Below are 1874 nucleotides of genomic sequence, written 5' to 3'. Positions count from 1 at the left end.
ATGGCGTCCGGCCAATAGCGTGGACGGAACCATCCAGGCTACGCCGAGAGAAAGGAAACCACCCTGGCCTATTTCACTGATCGGCGAACACGGCGCGGATGGTCTCAATCGGCATCATCAGCACCTTCTCGCCCAACGGCGAGGCCAAAAAGCCGTGCCGCCGATAGAACGCCATGGCGGTCTCATCGATCGCGTGGGTGACCACCGCCCTGACGCCCGCCACCTCGGACACGGCGAGGCAACGCTTCAATGCATCCGCCAATAAGTCGGTGCCCAGGCCAATGCCATGGTAACGCTGGTCCACCGCCAAGCGGCCGATTAGCATCAGCGGTATCTGCTCGGGCATTCCGCGCCGCAGCTTGGCGCTGGGCAGGGACAAGCGCTGCTCCATGGCCGTGGTGATCGCATAATAGCCGACGACGAGATGTGGCGGCTCGCCAGCGCGTACAACATAGGTTCTCGCTGATAGCCCCTCACTGACCAATGCCCGGTCCCGCAGCCATTCGTCCAAGGACGGGTGGCGGCCATTCTGGAAGCCTGAGACATCGTGTGCTGCGGTCAGGCGTTCCGGCGGCAACAACCGACGTCTCACTGGCTTGGCCTCAACTGCCCTCTTCCCGCCAGTTTTGGCCATTAACGGTCCCAGACTGGCGGCTTGGTCAGCCGCGCCCGCAGTTCCGCCACGTCCTGTGCCGGCGCATCCAGCATCGCCAGAAACGCCTCATGCGCATCGGGCGCCAGGAAGAACACACGCTGATCCAGGATCGTGTCCTCGGCCTGGCGGCGGGCGCTGTCCAGCATGAATTCCGACAGCTTCTGCCCCCGCAGCGCCGCGGCGCGGGTCAGGATTGCCTTGGTCTCAGCCGAGGCTCGGATCTGAATGACATCGTCCTTACGGGCCGGACCGGCAGGGGCTGGCTGGGCCATATCTTATCTCTATTGCAGGCGTGGACAATCGCACAACGTACATACAACGTCAATACATTTTATCTAACTGTCCCCAGCTAAACGGCGCGGTCTTCGGAAAGAGGCTTTGGCCGGCAAGAGCAAGACTTAACCAAATGAGAGGGGGGTATGTTGCCCGCTGCCAAGCCTGACGCCGATCTTGGCAGCCCAATGCGCATCGCTCAAACTTCCCGCATGGTCCCTTTCAAGCCGATCCCTGGCGATGAACCTGCGCTGGCGTATGCGCCGATCCTCAAGGCGGCGCTGCTGACCTTCGACTATGTCGACCAGCACGGCCCAATCGGCTTGACGCCCGCCAAAGCCCTGAAACGATATTTTGTGCAATGGGCGGCCGAAGCTTTCGCATGGCCACGTTACACCGCGAAGGAACTCTACGTCGTCAACAAGGTCTTGAACGAGGCGGACTTTCCGCCTCTGACCGTGTTGCATGACGTCTTGCTCGCCGCCAGGCTCGCGAGGCACGACAATGGCACTTTGCGACTGACGGCCAATGCCAAGCGCTTACGGGACAAACCCGGCGAATTATGGGGATGCTTGGCCACCACGCTGCTCTATGGTCTCGATCATCGCCAATATACCCGCTTCGGTGATGTCATGATCGGCAACTGGGACGTCTTCCTGAATGTCATTAATATCGAGGCGGACCATGCGGTGAGCGAGGAGCGGCTGTTTACCGTGCTGTTCGGTGGCACGGAAACCGATATTTGGACCGCACATTACCGGCTGGCTTCCACCTTCTATCTTCATGTCCTGCGGCCCTTATGCTGGGCCGGCTTGTTGGCCGAGCATGAGGTTGGCGAAGGCTTCGCGAAACGATCGGTCTTCACCAAAACGCCCTTATGGGCAGTTGCCTTCACGCTGGAAACGGACCGGCATTTGCAGCCACCTACACGGCATTGAGCTCGGCC

At 60.6% G+C, this 1874-nt stretch carries 3 protein-coding genes; 1 reads left to right on the top strand and 2 read right to left on the bottom strand.

The window, feature by feature from the left end; all coding sequences use genetic code 11:
* Positions 1 to 73: 73 nt before the first annotated feature.
* Entirely contained in the window at positions 74 to 511 is a 438-nt protein-coding gene (locus MXAZACID_RS17175; protein WP_240376733.1) for a GNAT family N-acetyltransferase, read from the bottom strand.
* A gap of 122 nt (positions 512 to 633) precedes the next feature.
* Positions 634 to 927 carry a DUF1778 domain-containing protein gene (locus MXAZACID_RS17170; protein WP_008495825.1) on the bottom strand — a complete coding sequence of 98 codons (294 nt, stop codon included), beginning with the start codon at positions 925 to 927 and terminating at the stop codon, positions 634 to 636.
* Between the two features lie 213 nt (positions 928 to 1140).
* Here MXAZACID_RS17170 and MXAZACID_RS17165 point away from each other — a divergent pair, with 213 nt between their 5' ends.
* Positions 1141 to 1866 (top strand): hypothetical protein, encoded by a 726-nt coding sequence (locus tag MXAZACID_RS17165; protein WP_039885795.1) that lies wholly within the window; start codon positions 1141 to 1143, stop codon positions 1864 to 1866.
* The last annotated feature ends 8 nt before the right edge of the window (positions 1867 to 1874 follow it).

Origin of the sequence: Acidocella sp. MX-AZ02, from assembly GCF_000306035.1 — a bacterium.
Taxonomy (GTDB): domain Bacteria; phylum Pseudomonadota; class Alphaproteobacteria; order Acetobacterales; family Acetobacteraceae; genus Acidocella; species Acidocella facilis.
The sequence above is the reverse complement of the archived record's forward strand: the minus strand, read 5'-3'. Positions and strand labels throughout refer to the sequence as shown.

Excerpts from the sequence above, each read along its gene's own strand:
- MXAZACID_RS17170 (WP_008495825.1), bottom strand. The coding sequence starts at position 927 with ATGGCCCAGCCAGCCCCTGCCGGTCCGGCCCGTAAGGACGATGTCATT.
- MXAZACID_RS17165 (WP_039885795.1), top strand. The coding sequence starts at position 1,141 with ATGGTCCCTTTCAAGCCGATCCCTGGCGATGAACCTGCGCTGGCGTAT.